This is a genomic window from Paenibacillus mucilaginosus 3016, assembly GCF_000250655.1.
GTDB classification, from domain to species: domain Bacteria; phylum Bacillota; class Bacilli; order Paenibacillales; family NBRC-103111; genus Paenibacillus_G; species Paenibacillus_G mucilaginosus.
In genome coordinates, this window is the sequence record NC_016935.1 from 4,607,612 (window position 1) to 4,624,251 (window position 16,640).

Below are 16,640 nucleotides of genomic sequence, written 5' to 3' on the forward strand. Positions count from 1 at the left end.
ATGAACAAACTCCCTGGTCTCTTCGGCACAGGGAGTTTTTGTAGTTGGCTGAAGAGTCGATGCTCTGCAGCCTCGTCCGTCAAACGCACTCAAGCGATTGTGACAGAAAAAAGCCGATATCCCCTCATCTGCGGGAATATCGGCTCTCCATCCCATGCAACCTGCTGACCTACTCGTTCTTCAGCAGCTTTTCGACCTCTTTGTCAATCGTCTCCGAGGTTTTGCGGATCACGGTATTGACATCCGCTCCTCTCGCCAGCTCAAGGTTGGCTTCGGTGACGAACTTGGTGATACTGCTCTCATACTTATGCGAAGCATGGGTTTTCAGCGGAGCGTATTTGAAAATATTCTCTATTTTCTTACCTTTCAGCACGCCTACATCCGCGCCGTATTCCTTCTCGAGCTCGGGATTGATAACAGCGGGGACACGGCCGTTCCGCGAGATGACCCGCTGCGCCTCATCGGAGAGCAGGAACTTGATGACCTTGAAGGCCGCGTCTTTATTCTTGCTAAGTGAGCTCAGCGTAATGGAGTGCACCTGCGCCTCGCGGGTCTTACCGAGCTGGTCGGGGAAGGTAGGCACCGGGGCGATATCCCAATTCGATTCGATTCCCTGCTGCCGCAGCTCCTCCAGCGGCCCCACCATGTTGGCCAGCCACGCCGGACGCATCGCCATCGTGCGGTCTTTCATGAAGACGTCACGGCCCCACATATATTTGGTCTCATCCTTCGGAAGGAAGCCCGGGATCTCGAAGTTCGTCTTCGCCGCCTGGAATACGGTGAGCCACTGGGGCGAGTTCAGGACCGATTTGCCGGTTTTGGGATCTAGAATCGGAAGGGCGTAGCTCCGGGACAGCATCCCGAGTCCTTCGGTATCGATGCCGATGTACTGCACCCCGCCTTCCTCCCGGGTGAGCTGGCGGCCGAGCTCGAACGCCTGGTCCCAGGTCATCTGTTCGTCTGACGGGTAAGCCACGCCGAACTTGTCGAACACATCTTTATTATAGTAGAGAATATGCTGGTTGGAATTGTAGGGGATGCCGTAGATCTCCCCGTTCTCCCCGAAGTCCTTGATGTAATCGTAGGTATGCGGCTTCAGGCGGCTTTCGTCAAAGTTGTATTTCTTGATAAAAGGCCGCAGATCTTCCACCACCTTCAGCTGCTTGAGCGCGTGATAGCCGTCGCCGAAGATGAGATCCGGTTCCTCGCCCGAGGAGAAAAAGTCCTGCACCGTTGTCCCGGCCGGCGGGGTAATGCGCTCGATCGTCACATTCTTGAAACGCTTCTCCACCTGCTCCTTGATCTGCACCTTGAACTCCGTATCGGTGAAGGTGGCTCCGGTGACAAACAGCTTGAGCTTCGTCGGCTCCGTAATGTCATCGCTCTCCGTGCTGCCGGCTGCCGTTTCTGCAGCTTGGGGTGCGGGCGTTTCCCCGGCTTCCGGGGTTCCTTGGGAGCAGGCTCCGAGGGACAAAGATACGGCGGTCAGCAGGGCGGTTCCCAGCCACAGCTTGTTCATGATGTGCTTCCTCCTTTAGTGGATGACGGCTTGGGACCGCGGATTCGCGGGACGGGACAGGCCGTATCGGTCCCTCAATGTGCTGCCTTCATAGGATGTACGGAACAGGCCGCGGTTCTGCAGCTCCGGTATGACCTGATCGACGAAGATCTCCAGCCCGGAAGGATAGAGCTGCGGCATGACATTGAAGCCGTCGGCCGCCCCGTTCTTGAACCATTGCTCGATGACATCGGCCAGAGCCAGAGGCGTTCCGGTGAAGGTGAAGTGTCCGCGTGCCCCGGCGAGCCGCTGAACCAGCTGGCGGATCGTCAGGCTCTCCTTGCGCGCGAGCTCGGTGATGATCCCGTGCCGGCTTTTGTTGCCGTTGATCTCGTCGACGGATTTGACCGCATGAAGCGGTAGGGGGCCGTCCAGCGGGTATTCCCGGAGGTCCACGCCGAAGCCAGGGGAGAAGCGTTTCAATGCCTCCTCGATGTTAATATACGAGTGCAGCTCCTCCTCCAGCTCGCGTGCTTCGGCCTCGGTATCGGCGAGGATCGGGCTGATTCCCGGAAGTACCAGCAGCTGATCGGGGGTCGGCCGTACCGCGCCAGCCTGGATTTCACATCGCTGTAGAAGGTCTGCGCATCCTCCAGCGTCTGCCAGGCGGTGAAGATGGCCTCCGCCGTCTTGGCGGCGAGCTCCTTGCCGCTCTCGGACGAGCCGGCCTGCACCAAGACGGGATAGCCCTGCGGAGGACGTGGAATGTTCAGCGGGCCCTTGACCCGGTAATTCTCCCCCTGGAAATGAATCTCGTGCACCTTGTCGTTATGAATCTGGACCCCCGCCTCTTTGTCGAAGACGAGTGCGTCGTCCTCCCAGCTGTCCCACAGCTGCTTCACCACCTCGACGAATTCTTCACCTACCCGGTAGCGCTCCGAGTGTTCGGGATGCTCCTCCCTGCTGAAGTTGAAGGCGGCGGAGCCCCCGCCCGTGACAATATTCCAGCCCGCGCGTCCACCGCTGATATGATCGAGGGAAGCGAACTGGCGCGCCAGGTGGAACGGTTCGTTGTAGGTGGTGCTGACCGTCGCGATCAGTCCGATATGCTCGGTAAGGAGAGCCAATGCGGAGAATAATGTGAACGGCTCCAGCGTATTCGATCTTCCGGCGTAGCCGTCGGCAACGAACACGGCGTCCATCAGGCCGCGTTCGGCGGTTCGTGCAATCTCAGCCGCGTACCTGATATCGAGATTGCGGTGCGGTACGGCACGCGGATGCCGCCAGGATGCTTCATGGTGTCCCGAGCCGTACAGGAAGGCATTCAGCTGCAGTTTTCTATCGGGTGTGCTCATATGTAGTTCCCCCTCTTCATGATTGAAAGTTAGACCGTCGCATTCCGGATTAGCGTATTCGCAGGCCGGGCGAGTCCGAGATTCTCCCTCAAGGTGCGGCCTTCGTAGGCGGTGCGGAATAACCCGCGGTTCTGCAGCTCGGGCAGCACTTTGCTGACGAACGCCTGCAGCCCGTGCGGGAACGTCTGCGGCAGGATGTTGAAGCCGTCCGAAGCCCCTTCCCGGAGCCACTTCTCGATAAAATCGGCCGTCTGCAGCGTCGAGCCTGTGAATGTAATATGACCGTGCCCGCCGGCATGGCGGTAGATCAGCTGCCGGATCGTCATGTTCTCCCGGCGGGCGGCATCGAGGATGACCCCCTGCCGGCTGCTGATGCCGCCCAGCGCCTCCGGCCGCTTCGCTTGATCCAGCGGCACGGGGCCGTCCAGCGGGCAGCCCGAGAGGTGCACCTCGAACCGCTCGGACATCCGGTCGAGCGCCTTGTCCATATCGATGAGCGAATTCAGCTCCTCCTCCAGGTCCCGGGCCTCCGCTTCCGTGTCGGCCACGATGGGGCTCAGACCCGGCAGGATTATCAGGTCATCGGCGGAGCGGCCGTACCGGGCGAGCCGGGATTTCACATCCGTATAGAACAGCCGGCCGGCCTCGAACGTCTGCTGCGCCGTGAAGATGACCTCCGCCGTTCTGGCGGCGAGCTCCTTGCCCTGCTCGGAGGAGCCGGCCTGGACGAGCACCGGATGCCCCTGCGGCGGCCGGGGGATGTTCAGCGGCCCTTTGACCGCATAATGCTCGCCCCGGAAGCCGATGTCGCGCACCTTGGCGTCGTCGATCAGCTTCCCTGCCTGCTTGTCGTACAGCAGAGCGTCGTCCTCCCAGCTGTCCCACAGCTGCTTGACGACCTCGACGAATTCTTCGGCACCTTCGTAGCGCTCTTCAAGCTTTGGGTGGGCCGCCCGGCTGAAGTTGCGGGATGCGTCCCCCGCACCGGTGACGATATTCCAGCCGGCCCGCCCGCCGCTGATATGATCCAGCGAGGCGAACTGCCGGGCCACATGGAACGGCTCGTTATAGACCGTGCCGACGGTGGCGATGAGACCGATATGCTCGGTCAGTGAAGCGAGTGCGGACAGCTGGGTGAATGGCTCCAGCTTGGCGGCCTTGCCGGCATAGCCGTCGGCGAGGAATACGGAGTCCATCAGCCCCTGCTCGGCGATGCGGGCCATCTCCGCCAGATAATGGATGTCGAGATCCCCCTGCGGGTAAACATCGGGGTGGCGCCAGGCCGCCTCGTGGTGGCCTGCGGCACGCAGGAATACGTTGAAATGCGCTTTTTTGCCGGGTGTGGTCAAGGGAGTTCCCTTCTTTCAGCTGAATTGGGTAAAAGGGTGAGGCTTTTATGCTTCCGCTCCTGCCTTACGAATGAAGGACGGGACGGTGACGGGTGTTCGCAGGCCGGGCAAGACCGAGCCGGTCACGCAGCGTGGCGCCTTCGTAGGCGGTGCGGAACAGCCCGCGGTTCTGCAGCTCCGGAATGACTTTATCCACGAAAGTATTCAGGCCGGTCGGATACAGCTGCGGCATCACATTGAAGCCGTCGGAGCCGCCGGTCAGGAACCATTCCTCAATCAGGTCGGCCAGCTGCAGAGGCGTTCCGGTGAAGGTCAGGTGTCCCCGCGCGCCGGCGATCCGGTGCGTCAGCTGACGGATCGTCAGGTTCTCCCTGCGGGCGAGCTCGACCATGAGGGTATACCGCGCCTTGTGCCCGTTGATGTTCTCTTCTCCCGGCAGGTCGGCATACGGCAGCGGGCCGTCGATCGGATAAGGCGACAGATCGAAGCCCAGCCAGTTGGACAGCCCCCGGACGGAGTTCTCGGGATTCGCCAGCTCGATCAGCTCCCGCTCGATGTCCCGGGCTTCGCTCTCCGTGTCCGCGAGAATCGGGCTCAGGCCCGGAAGGATCTGCAGCTCCTGGGGACTGCGGCCGTACTTCGCCAGCCTGGACTTCACATCGCGGTAGAACGCCCGCGCTTCCCCGAGCGTCTGCTGGGCGGTGAAGATGACTTCGGCCGTCTTCGCCGCGAGCTCCCGTCCCGTCTCGGACGACCCCGCCTGCACAAGGACGGGATAGCCCTGCGGCGGGCGTGGAATGTTCAGCGGACCTTTGACCTGGTAGGTCTCACCCTGGAAGTGGATCTCATGCACCTTGTCCTGGGCGATCTGGACGCCGTTCGCTTTGTCATAGACCAGGGCATCGTCCTCCCAGCTGTCCCACAGCTGCTTCACCACCTCCACGAATTCTTCGGCGTATTCGTAGCGGACCGAATGTTCCGGATGCGCCTCCCTGCCGAAGTTGAAGGCAGCCGAGCCGGCCCCTGTTACGATATTCCACCCGGCTCGCCCCCCCGAGATATGGTCGAGGGAAGCGAACTTCCTCGCCACATGGAACGGCTCGTTATAGGTTGTACCCACGGTGGCGATGAGGCCGATATGCTTGGTAACGACGGCGAGCGCCGACAGCATGGTGAACGGCTCGAGCTTGCCGTACTTGCCCGCATAGCCGTCCGCGAGGAAGACCGAGTCGAGCAGGCCGCGTTCGGCGGTCTGTGTAAGTTCCTGGTAGTACTTGATGTCCAGCCCGCGCTCCGGTCGGGTGGCCGGATGACGCCAGGAGGCTTCATGGTGGCCGGTGGCGGCCAGGAAGGCGTTAAGATGAAGCTGTCGGTCAGGGGGGGTATGTTGACTCATGAGTAAGTTCGCTCCTTTGGGTTTGAAAATAATGTGATCAAGCTGCCGTCCCGGCAAAGGTCCAGCCCTGCTCCCCCATGAACGATGGTGGAATCTGATCTGAACCTGCCTGAAGCACGGCATCATTTACTTATCCCGCCCCGGCGGCAGGGCTCCTGCCGTACCGGTGCAGCTGCCAGTAATGGCCGCCGAGCTCGAGCAGCTCCCGGTGGCTGCCTTCCTCCGCGATGCGGCCCTGCCGCATAACCAGGATCCGGTCCGCTCCCGTGATCGTCGACAGCCGGTGGGCGATGATGAGCGTGGTCCGCCCCTTCGCCGCCTCCTGCAGCGCCTTCTGGATCATGAGCTCCGTATGCGAATCGAGATTCGCCGTCGCCTCGTCGAGGATCAGGATGCGCGGCTCGAACACGAGAATGCGGGCGAAGGAGATCAGCTGCCGCTCTCCGGCCGACAGCCCGCTTCCCCGCTCGGAGACCCGCGTCTCGTAGCCGTCCTTGAGGCGCAGGATCATGGCATGCGCCCCGACCCGGCGGCACGCTGCCTGCACCGCTTCCGCGGAGATCGAAGGGTCGAACAGCCGCACGTTGTCGAGGATGCTGCCGGAATAAAGGTAGGGCTCCTGCTGTACCAGGCCGACAAGCCGGTGCAGGGTCTTCGGCTCGATGTCACGGATATCCGTCCCGTCGATCCGGATGCTGCCCTTCTGCACATCGTAGAAGCGGCAGAGCAGCGAGATCAGGGAGCTTTTGCCCGCGCCGGTGGTTCCGACGATTCCGATCATCTCGCCTGGACGAATATGCAGATCGAGATCCTGGATCACATCCGGTCCCTCCTCCCCGTAATGGAAGGAGATCCGCTCAAAATCAATCCGTCCCTGCACCTCGGCCGGCACGAGAGGCACCGGATGCTCCGGATCCCTGACCACAGGCTGCTGGGAGAAGACGCTCCAGATCCGGTTGACGGAGACAGTCGCGGACTGCAGCTGGTTCCACTGCTGGGTGATGTTGTTAATCGGCTGGAAGAACTGGCGGATATACGTGATGAACGCATAGAGCACCCCGAATTCGATGCTGTGGCCGAGCACGGCATAGCCGCCAAGCCAGGTGACGAACGCCACGGACAGGTTCCCGAGCACGTCGAACGAGCGGTTGAAGAGCACGTTCGTGCGGATTTCCCGCAGATTGGCCCGGTAATAGCCGTCATTGCGCTCCAGGAAGCGCGTCTGCTGCTCCTTCTCCTGATGGAAGGCCTGAATGAGCTGCATGCCCGACAGGTTCTCGGCGGTAAAGGCGATGAGGCGCGAGAGCTGCGTGCGCGAGAGCTGGTAGGTCCTGCGCAGATAAGCGCGGAAGCCTATCGCGATTCCCGCGATGAGCGGCAGCAGCAGCAGACAGTACAAAGTCATCGTGACATCGAGCTGAAACATCAGGACGATAATGAACAGGAGCGTCATGCCGTCGCGCACCAGAGACAGGAGCACCCCGGTGAAAAACTGGTTCAATGACTCCGTATCGCTGGACACATAGGTGATCAGCGAGCCGGAAGGCGTCCGGTCGTAGTAGGCAACCGACTGCCGCAGGATATGCCGGAACAGATCCTTCCGGATGCCGGCGACGACGCTCTGTCCCGCCTGCTGCAGCAGGTTATCCTGCAGGTAGGAGAACAGAAACGAAGTCAGGGACAGAATCAGATACACGAGCGCGATCAGGCCCAGCGCGCCGAACTCCGCTCCCTTCGCCAGATGATCGTCGATGGCGATCTTCACGAGGAAGGGCTGCAGCAGGTCGCCCGATATGGCGAGCAGCGTGCAGACGAGCACCAGGGCGAACTTGCGGCTGTGGGGGCGGGCATAGCTGTACAAGCCCTGGAAGGCTGCAGCCGTATTCTCGGCGGGCGGGGAAGCCGGCTCAGACGCCTTCGGAGGCTTCCGCGAAGTGGTGCGGAACATGCGGCGATCCCTCCTCTTGTATGGCATGCATCCGGGCGTACCAGCCGCCAAGCCGGAGCAGCTGGGTATGCGTCCCCTGCTCGATGATCCGTCCGCCGTCCATGACAAAAATTTCATCGGCATGGCGGACGGCGCTGACCCGGTGGGCGATGAGGATCGTCGTCCGGCCCTTCCGTTCCCGGCGGACGGTCTCGAGGATCCGCTGCTCCGTCACCGTATCGACGGCGCTTACGCTGTCGTCGAGGATCAGGACGGGCGCGTTCTTGATCAGACCTCGGGCAAGCGAAGTCCGCTGCCGCTGGCCGCCCGAGAGGGTGATCCCCCGTTCGCCGAGCAGGGTATCGTAACCGTCCGCGAACGCTTCGATGCTGCTGCGGATCTGGGCCTGCCCGGCCGCCTCCTCCACCTCTCCGATCGGCGACTCCCTGCGGTAGAACGCAATGTTGTCGCGGATCGTCGTACTGAAGAGGAAGCCTTCCTGCGGCACGTACGCGATCTGGCTGCGAAGGCTTTGGAGCGACAGCTCCCGCAGATCCGTGCCGCCGATGCGGATCGCTCCCTCGGGCGGATCATAGATGCGGAGCAGCAGCTTGACTAGGGTGGACTTCCCGCTCCCCGTCCGGCCGAGGATGCCGATCTGCCGGCCGGGGGGAATCTCGACGGACACTTCCCGGAGCACCTCATCCCCGCTGTCCGGATAGGTGAAGCTGAGATTCCGGATGGAGATCGGCTGCCGCTCCAGATCGGCATCGGCCGCATTCAGGCTGTCCCGGATGTCCGGCTCCCGTCCGAGCAGCTCGCCGATCCGCTGCAGCGAGGCGCGGGAACGCTGCATGGTGTTGATCACCCGGCCGATCTGCTGCAGCGGGTTGACCATCATCCGCATATACAGAGTCAGCGCCACGAATTGGCCGAGGGTGATGCGCCCCCGCAGCGTCAGATAGCCTCCGTAGGCGAGCGTGACGACAAGCGAGAGCGAGCCTAGCAGCGGGATCAGCGACTGGAAGAACGCGGATACGCGCACCAGCGACAGCTGGGCTTCCCGGATGCGGTCGACCGTATCCGCGAAGCGCTGCGCCATCACTTCCTCTACGGCAAACTTGCGGGCGACGCGGATGCCGCCGAACTGCTCCTCCGCCGACTCCGTCATGGCGCCCAGCGTCTCCTGCACCCGCAGGGACTGTTCCCGGACCGGTCTGCGGAAGCGGATCACGAAGTACGGAATGAGCAGCAGCGGCAGGATGCACACCCCGATCAGGGGCAGCGGGATGGAGCTGAAGGCCATCGTGACGACGGCGGACAGGATCAAGATGGTGGAGTTGATCGTGTGATTGATCCCCATCGAGATCGATTCCCGCACCGACGTGACGTCATTCATGACATAGCTGAGCAGCCGGCCGACCCCATGCTTCGTATGAAAATCGGAGTTCAGCCGGGTGAACTGGCCGAACAGCCGCTGGCGGGCGGTGTACTCGAACCGCCGTCCCGCCCGCATAATCAGATACTGTCCGGCTGCGACAAGCAGGCCGTAGGATACTCCCACACCGAGCAGCTTCAGGCTGTACACGCTGATCGTAAGCTTCGACAGCGCCCCCTGCTGCAGCTCATCCGTGAAGCTTCCAAGCAGCCGGGGGTACTGCGAGTGGATGACGTTACCTCCGGCGATGGCGAGCAGGGCGAGCAGGTACACGTACCATTTGGATCTGAGATAGGACCGAAGCAAGCGTTCCGAACCCAAGGGATAACCTCTTCCTGTATTTAATTAATGATATGAATGATTAATGACGCAAATAGTAGAATCCCCTATTCGACGAGGCCGGTTCTCTCCACTCCTTCCACGAACCAGCGCTGGGCGATGCCGTAGACGATCAGCACCGGCAGGATGATGAGGAACGAAGCCGCCATCTTGATCGGTTCGGCGAAGATGCTGACGCCCCCCTGATCGCCTTCGGCCTGCAATCCGGCCGCCAGCTTCGCGAGCGAGATGGACAGCGGGACCTCCTTGGACCCCGACATATACATCGACGGCAGGTAGAAGTCGTTCCAGTTCCATACGAAGGAGAACAGGAACACCACGACGATGGCGGAGCGGGAGAGCGGCAGCATGACCTTGAAGAAGAACCGGAAGGCGTTCGCCCCGTCGATCCGCGCCGCCTCTTCCAGCTCCTTCGGCAGCGTGGAGAAGAACTGCCGGAAGATGATGACGAACAAGGCTCCTTTGAGCCCGTGCCCGAACAGGGCCGGCACGATCATCGGCAGGTACGTATTCGCCCAGCCGAATGACTTGAACATGATGAGCGAGGGCAGAATCGTAACCTGCGGGGGCAGGATAAAGGTGAATACGAGCGCGCCGAACCAGAAAGTCTTGAAGGGAAAATCGAGACGGGCGAACGCATACCCTGCTATCGCGCAGGAGAGGATCTGCAGCACCGCCACCGACAGCGAGAGGGTCAGACTGTAGAAGAAGGCCGTCTTGTACTTCAGCCCCTCGAAGGCTTCCTGGAGATGGCCCGTATAGATCGAACGGGGCACCCACACGACGGAAGGATCGAGCATGTTCGGCGCATCCTTGATCATCGTCGTGATCATATAGAGAATCGGTTTGAGATAAATAAAGGCGGTATCGATGAGAATCAGATATAAGAACAGCCGGAAGAGCAGTCCTTTGTCGGCTTCTTTGCCGATCAGCCGGGTACGGGCACCATACAGCCACTCCCGCAGGGTACCGGCATCCGGCAGGCGTCCTCTCAGATCCTCCGTGAGTCTTGCGAGACGTTCCATGCTTCTCCTCCTATCGTTTGCCCGCGAAGGCCCGGTCCACTTTGCCGTACAAACCGAGCACGAGCCCTACGAACACCAGGATGATCATAAAATAGATCCAGGCGAGCGCGCTCGAGAGGCCGTAATTGGCTGTCGTGACCTGCGAGATAATGGGATTCCCGGGAAACGTGAACAGGTCGACGACGGTAAACATCAAATTCAGGAACACGAACGGTACCAGTCCGGGCAGGGTGATTTTCCAGAACGTATTCCACGGGTCCGCCCCGTCGATCCGGGCGGCTTCATACACCGAAGACGAGATGGTCTGCCGCCCGGCCAGGAAAATCAGAATTTGGACGCCGGAGTACCAGAGCACAAGCACGAAGGAATTCAGCACGTTATGGATCGGCTGCGCCCACGAGGCGGGAACATAGCTCATCAGGTAAGCATCGATCCGGAGCGATTCCACGAAGGCGAGCGTCCCTTCCCCCTGCTTGATGAACTCGAGGATGATCTGGCCGGAGGAGAAGATCACCGGCAGGAAGAACACCACCCGGAAGAAGGTGCGCCCCCGGAAATTCTGGTTGAGCAGGATGGCCACCAGCAGGGAGAAGACAAGAATGATCGGAATCATCAGAGCGGCCTCCCGCAGGAACGGGATCAGCGAATCGTACAGCAGCCCGCCGTCCGCGAACAGGATCTCCCGGTAATACCCCCAGCCGTTCGGAATCGTTTCGATGCCGCCCACCGTCACCTTCACCCGGTGAAAGCTCATGTAGAGCGAGAACGCCAGAGGGAACGCCACGAAGGCGAAGAAGCCGATGATCCAAGGCGCAATGAACAGCGTCCCTTCCAGCCTGCGGATCGTGTGCGAAGGCAGCAGCGGCCGTCGGATCATCCCGCCTCCCCTCCTTTCGTGACGATAAAGTCTCTTGGAGGCACCTGTAAGCTTCCGTCCGTATAGGGCGTCTCATTGTAATTGACGATCACCGTATGGCCCCCTTCATAGACCGTCTTCTTGACGCCCGGAGCCAGCGTACGGTGCGCTGTGATGAACCGGTCCTGAACCCCTCCCAGCGCCTCGTTGATCCTGCTGTATTCTTCGGCCGCCTGCCCGATCCAAACGCGGTAATCGGTGCTGAAGCGGTTCTGCGAGTACGCTCCCTTGAGCGCCTCGGAGGGCGAGCCCGTGAAGACATAGGCCGGGTAGGCGCCGTATTCCACGCTGCGAAGATAATCCGCCCGGTAATCCGTCCGCTGGTTGGCCCAGTCCGCCGTGTAGGTGACGAGGCCGTGCAGCGCAATCTGGATGAACGGCACCGGCTCATCGACGAACAGGTCGAAGGAATGGCGGTCGGTCAGCCGGTGAATATGCTGCACTTGTCCAAGCGCGTATGCATTGGTATTCTCAGCCGCCACCGCACCGAGTTCTCCGCGCGTTCTGCTCAGAAGATCCTTGTGAATCTGCAGCACATCCCCCCGGGTCGCCGGATAGCCGCTGTTAAAATCGCTGCCCAGCACCTGACCGATGCCGTTCACGAATAAGAGGCCCGAGGCGCCAAGCTCCCGGTACTCCGGCAGATCCTCTTCCGCCAGCTTGGCATAGAACTTCGGAGACACCTGTGTGGTCCTCTCGTAATTCTCCCGGTTCTCCCACTCGATGACGGTCCCCGCCAGATTGCGGCGTCCGTGGAAGACCGGCCAGAAGCCGTCCTTGCCGTTGTTGTTGATCGTATAATCCGCAGTCAGAAACACCGGCACATCCAGGGAGCGGGCTTCCGTGATGAACCGCTTCATGCCCTCATTGCCCCCCAGCCGGGAGTCCACGGGCAGCAGTCCGCCGGAGGAGCTGTACCCGCCTTCCTGCCAGCCTGTGTAGTGGATGATCAGATTATCCAGCCCTTTGCTCCGCAGGTCGCGTACAAGCTGCAGCGCTTCATCGGTTGTCGTCCCCTTCAGATATTGGTCCGACAGCAGTCCTTTCTTGCTGTCCGCCCCGATCAGATCGGCATAGAACGGTACATGGCTGCTCTTCGGAACCAGCTTCTTCAGCCCCTGCTCCTCGGTCAGATGCCTGCGGTACCTCGCAGCCATGTCCGCGTAATCGCTGTGTCCGGCCTCCAGGAAGTAATACCTGGCCGTGCGGGCGGTCGCTGTGAAGCGTTCCTTGCTGTACGTGAAAAATCCCGTGTTCCCCCGCCGGCTCGTGCCCTGGAAAAATTTGATCCGGTACTGCCACTCGGGGGTTATCCAGTTCGAGCTGCCGAGTGCGCCGGAAGGAGCGGCGAAGACCTTCGCATATTCCTCCCCCGACGTCAGCACGCCGACGAAACCCTGCTGCCCGGACTTCAGCCCGAACACCGGCAGGCGCACAGGATCTCTCGCCAGATTTTCGGTGAAGAACGCATCGTCCGGGCCATAGACGTTCTCCCGGTAGACGGACTTGTCGCCCGTCAGGTTCGGTTTGAACCGGATCAGTGCACCGGAGCCGTCCGGGATGAGCAGGTAGCCGTCCTGCCCTGCCGAGGGCTCCGCACCGAACAGAGGGTACAGCTTCAGGTTCAGCAGGCTGAGCTCGCCCTCTTCGATCCCTTCATCCCGGATCGTCGTCTCGACATAGTCGGCCCCTAGCTTCACCTCGACCGGAATGCGGAAGCCGGTTCCCGTGAAGCGGAAGGCCGCCTGGAAGCCGTCCTTCGTCAGCTGGAAGCCTTCCAGTGCTCCCTTGTCCTCGAGCCAGGAGATCAGCTTGGCCTGGGATTTGGAGTTCGCCGCATCGATATACTCCGCCATGATCGGGGACAGGAGGTTGTTCTTCCAGGTCCCTCCGATCGTCTCGGCCGGCCAGGCAGCGGGGTTCGGGTACGAGCGCCACACCTGCCCGCCGGCCTTCTGCTCCACCTTGAAGTGGGCGGTGAGCGGGTCGACCCACAGCTTCAGCCCTGCGGATTCGGCGGCCGGCTGAAACCGGCCTTCCTCGGGCAGACCGGGCTTCGGCGCAGGCGTGCTGCGGACGGCTGCGACGGTTGGGGCTGCCGTCCCTTCTGCCCTCGCGTTCCCCAGTCCGCCCCCGGGCGCTGCCGCCGGGCGAGCATCCGGCGGCCGGAGACCGCAGCCGGACAGGCCGAGCGCCAGCCCGAGCCCGAGCAGCAGGACCGTCCGGCCCTTGGCGGGTGTATTCAGGCTGAGCAGGCTTCGCTGCAGAGCCAGCCTTTTGACGAGCCGCTCCTTAAGCTTCTTGATCGTCACCGGACGGTCACCTCCTGGAATACGGAATAGAAGAAATCGTAGAGCTCCTTCGTGAGCCCGAACGTAATAAAGAGCAGCATGCCGCAGACGCACATCGTAAAGACGGACAGCGATACGTTCAAGGAGGTCTCGCCCACACTGTAATTCTGCAGGCTCTGTACCTTCCAGAAGAGCAGCAGACCGACCCAGACGAACAGGCCGAAGTAGAAGAACCGGTACACTGCTCCCTCGTTCAGCGTCATGACCTGCGAGAGGAGCGTGAGCGGCACACCGATGAGCACGAACGGGAACAGGGCGTACGCGCTGCCATAGACGACATCGCGGAACCGGCCTTCCCCGCGGTAGATGGCCGAGATAAGATAATTGGCGATGATCCAGCCGAGCCAGATCACGAGGAACTGCACGATGGCTGTCCCAAGGCCCAGATCCAGAAGGACGTCCGGATTGTACAGGAAGGAGATCCCCCCTTCCATGACGCAGTAGGACGCCAGGGCGAGTACGAAGAGAATGAAGGCGCTGAGGAAGCTCCCTTTGTTCTCATAGCGTAAGGCGGCGAAGCCGTCGAGCGGATGCTTCAGAATATAGAAGGCATGCCGCAGCTGCCCGGGGAGTCTGGTGCCGCCCGCCGGTCCGGTGGCTTGGGGCCTGCGCCTGGAAGCATTCTTGGTCAGCCTGTTCAGAGCATAGAACGCCAGACCGCCGAAGAGGAGCACGTTCATCAGCAGCCCGAAGCGCTGCTGGAACCAGAGCAGCCGGTTCTGCCAGAAGGAATCCGAGTAGCCCTGTCCCTGGCCGGCCGCCTTGAAGAGCGTCTGCGCGCGTTCGTAATCCCCCCTGCCGTAAGCGGCCTTCGCAAGGCCCAGGATCGCGGGCGTATAGAACGCATTGAGCCGGTAGACCTCGGCCCAAAGTACTTCGCTCTCGGCATACCGGCCGTCCTGCGTCAGACGGTTGGCCTGGTGGACGAGCCGGCCGAATTCCGACAGCTCGAACTTCTGCAGGAGATTGTTCTCCCCGTCAAGGATGTACAGGTCGTTCTTCGACGAGCTGGCGATCGCCGTCGGGGACTGAATCACGCCGAGCTTCTCCGCCGATACCTCCGCATCCGCCCACCAGAAGAAGAGCAGACTGCCGCTGCCGTCATACTGGGAAACCACGCGCTTTTTGGTATCGATCGCCGTCATATTGCCGTCACGGTCCACCGTCAAGTCGTTCAGCTGGACAGGAGTGTCCTCTCCCCACTCCCGGAACGGGGTTTCACCATAGGTGAGTGCAATTTTCTCATCGGAGAACTCTGTTTTTTGGGTGAGCATATCGAGCCCCGCGATGTTCAGCTTCTTGATCTGGCCGGTCTCCACCTCCTTCGATACCGTATAGATCAATCCGTCGTGATCCATGGAGCTTGATGCGATCGAGCCCGGCAGCTTGCTGATCTCGCGCTGATACATCTCGCGGGTGTAGACGAAGCGCTTGAACGCGTCGATCAGCGAGAACGGCGTCTTGTTTGATCCGAAGAAGCCTTGGAATCTTCCTCCGGGATCGAGCTGCAGCAGTCCCTGGTAGCCCCCGAGGGAGGTAATGTACAGGAAGCCCCTCTTATCGACGACGAGCTTCACGGGATCGTACTTGAACGAAGCCGGCAGGAACTTGGACTCGGGGCGCGCGAATTCCCGGATCAGCTTCCCTTCGGCATCCAGCCGGACTACGCGCTTGTTGCCCGTGTCCGCGACGTAGATGTCCCCGTTCCTGTCCACGAAGAGCCCCTGCGGCCCTTTGAGAGGACTCTCTTTGACTTCCAGCATCCGCACGAACTTCCCGTCCGGATCCAGATGGACAATGCGGTTATTGCCTGTATCGGCGATGTAGATCTGATCCTTCCCGTCGATGAACACGTCCTGGGGTCCCTTCAGCGGGGAGTATACGAGCGCCCCCGGCTTCTTGGGATCAGGGATGAACAGATCCCTTCCCAGGGCCCCGCCCGGATTGTAAGCGGATTGGGTCCAGATCAGCTGCCCGTAGGCGTCTTTGTAATTGGTGTTATATGGCGTATAGGCAGAGGTACGGCCGGGCTGCACGAGCACAGCCGCCAGCAGTACGGCCAGCACCGTGAGCAGGATACGTCTAGCAGGATGCGGGCGCAATCTCGTCCCTCCTTTGGTCGGATACGTGTCTACTTGATGCCCGAATGGGCCATCGTGGCGATCACCTTGCCCTGCAGCAGCAGGAAGATGATCAGGCTCGGCACGAACAGGATGAGCGCGGCTGCCGCCGCCGCCCCCTGCCGGGCGACGAGGTTCGCCTGGTTGCTCGTCAGGGTCGAGAGGAAGAACGGAAAATTCTTCATCTCGTCGTCCTGCATGAACAGGGACGAGGTCTCGATGTTCCCCCACGAGCTCTGGAAGGTCAGAATGGCGACGGTGGCCACGGCGGGCATGCACACCGGGATCACGACCCGCAGGAATACGGTGAACTCGCCCGCGCCATCGATCCGTGCCGCTTCGAGCAGATCGTTCGGGATCTGGTCGATGAACTGCTTGAGCAGGAACACCCCGACAGGCATGGCAAGCAGCGGGAGAATATGGCCGGGATACGTATTCATGAGGCCCAGGTAGCTGACGACCAGGTATCTCGGGATCTGCACTACCTCCGGGGCGAACATGAGCGTCAGCAGGATGGCGGCGAAGACCAGCTCGTGTCCGGGGAACTTGTGCTTCGAGATCGGGTAAGCGCAGAGGGCGCTGACCACCGTCACGAGCACGACGGCCGCCCCGGTAATGATCACGCTGTTGAACAGATAGCGCGAGATCGGCACCGTGGAATTCGCCGCCACCAGGAACAGCTCCGAGAAATTCTGCAGCGTGGCCTCGCGCACCAGCAGATTCGGTGGATAGATGAACAGCTCATGATACGGCTTCAGGGCATGGTTGAAAATGTACACGATCGGCATCAGCATGAACACCGCAAGTAAAGTCAGCAGGATGGTGAGCACCCACTGGAAGCCGTCCATCCGATTCAGGCGGCTGCGTCTGCGTTTGCGGCCAAGCCGGCCGATAGGCCCCAATGCTTTCGAGACGAACGCGGTCAT

10 protein-coding genes and 1 pseudogene are annotated in these 16,640 nt (G+C 61.2%); all 11 read right to left on the reverse strand.

Annotation, left to right across the window (positions count from 1 at the left end; all coding sequences use genetic code 11):
* Positions 1–169: 169 nt before the first annotated feature.
* The 11 genes and pseudogenes from PM3016_RS19440 to PM3016_RS19490 all read right to left on the reverse strand — a co-directional run bounded on the left by PM3016_RS19440 (position 170) and on the right by PM3016_RS19490 (position 16,640).
* Positions 170–1,519: an ABC transporter substrate-binding protein gene (locus PM3016_RS19440; RefSeq protein WP_014370626.1), complete on the reverse strand. Its 1,350-nt coding sequence runs from the start codon at positions 1,517–1,519 to the stop codon at positions 170–172.
* A gap of 15 nt (positions 1,520–1,534) precedes the next feature.
* Positions 1,535–2,853: pseudogene (locus PM3016_RS19445) on the reverse strand (LLM class flavin-dependent oxidoreductase).
* 29 nt (positions 2,854–2,882) lie between these two features.
* Positions 2,883–4,202, reverse strand: coding sequence for an LLM class flavin-dependent oxidoreductase (locus PM3016_RS19450; protein ID WP_013918203.1), 1,320 nt, complete (start codon positions 4,200–4,202; stop codon positions 2,883–2,885).
* Between the two features lie 64 nt (positions 4,203–4,266).
* Positions 4,267–5,598 (reverse strand): LLM class flavin-dependent oxidoreductase, encoded by a 1,332-nt coding sequence (locus PM3016_RS19455; protein WP_014370627.1) that lies wholly within the window; start codon positions 5,596–5,598, stop codon positions 4,267–4,269.
* Between the two features lie 130 nt (positions 5,599–5,728).
* On the reverse strand, positions 5,729–7,546 hold the full coding sequence (locus PM3016_RS19460; protein ID WP_014370628.1) for an ABC transporter ATP-binding protein: 1,818 nt from the start codon (positions 7,544–7,546) through the stop codon (positions 5,729–5,731).
* The gene (locus PM3016_RS19465) at positions 7,506–9,284 is read right to left on the reverse strand and encodes an ABC transporter ATP-binding protein (RefSeq protein ID WP_014370629.1); all 1,779 of its coding nucleotides are present in this window, start codon (positions 9,282–9,284) and stop codon (positions 7,506–7,508) included. The genes PM3016_RS19460 and PM3016_RS19465 overlap by 41 nt, the downstream gene beginning before the upstream one ends.
* Before the next feature lie 65 nt (positions 9,285–9,349).
* Positions 9,350–10,327, reverse strand: coding sequence for a carbohydrate ABC transporter permease (locus PM3016_RS19470; protein WP_013918207.1), 978 nt, complete (start codon positions 10,325–10,327; stop codon positions 9,350–9,352).
* Positions 10,328–10,337: 10 nt separating this feature from the next.
* Entirely contained in the window at positions 10,338–11,204 is an 867-nt protein-coding gene (locus PM3016_RS19475; protein WP_013918208.1) for a carbohydrate ABC transporter permease, read from the reverse strand.
* Positions 11,201–13,555 carry a DUF5696 domain-containing protein gene (locus tag PM3016_RS19480; protein ID WP_014370630.1) on the reverse strand — a complete coding sequence of 785 codons (2,355 nt, stop codon included), beginning with the start codon at positions 13,553–13,555 and terminating at the stop codon, positions 11,201–11,203. Before PM3016_RS19480 ends, PM3016_RS19475 begins: the two co-directional genes overlap by 4 nt.
* Positions 13,552–15,696 carry a YIP1 family protein gene (locus PM3016_RS19485; protein ID WP_013918210.1) on the reverse strand — a complete coding sequence of 715 codons (2,145 nt, stop codon included), beginning with the start codon at positions 15,694–15,696 and terminating at the stop codon, positions 13,552–13,554. Before PM3016_RS19485 ends, PM3016_RS19480 begins: the two co-directional genes overlap by 4 nt.
* Positions 15,697–15,725: 29 nt before the next feature.
* A complete protein-coding gene (locus PM3016_RS19490; RefSeq protein WP_013918211.1) occupies positions 15,726–16,640 on the reverse strand; it encodes a carbohydrate ABC transporter permease in 915 nt (304 codons plus the stop codon).